At 71.6% G+C, this 402-nt stretch carries 1 pseudogene; it reads left to right on the top strand.

The window, feature by feature from the left end:
• A pseudogene (locus LPA54_RS40880) lies at window positions 1–402 on the top strand (class I tRNA ligase family protein); the annotation flags it as partial.

The raw sequence follows: 402 nt of genomic DNA on the forward strand, positions 1-402 counted from the left end.
GCCCCCTGGTGCCCCCGCTGCGGCACCGGCCTGTCCGACCACGAGCTGGCGCAGGGCTACGAGACGGTCGTCGACCCGTCGGTCTACGTCCGCTTCCCGCTGACATCCGGCCCGCTGGCCGGCGAGGCGGCCCTGCTGGTGAGGACGACCACCCCGTGGACCCTGGTGTCCAACACGGCGGTCGCCGCCCACCCCGACGTGGTTTACGTCGTCGCGACGAACGGCGAGGAGAAGCTGGTCGTCGCCGAGCCGCTGGTCGAGAAGGCCCTCGGCGAGGGCTGGGAGACCACCGGCCAGACCTTCACGGGCGCGGAGATGGAGCGCTGGACGTACCAGCGACCCTTCGAGCTGGTGGAGTTCCCGAGCGTCAGCGAGGGAACCAATGAGCACAGCCCGGCCGAG

This window comes from Streptomyces sp. DH12 (assembly GCF_020873895.1).
In the GTDB taxonomy this organism is placed as follows: Bacteria; Actinomycetota; Actinomycetes; order Streptomycetales; family Streptomycetaceae; genus Streptomyces.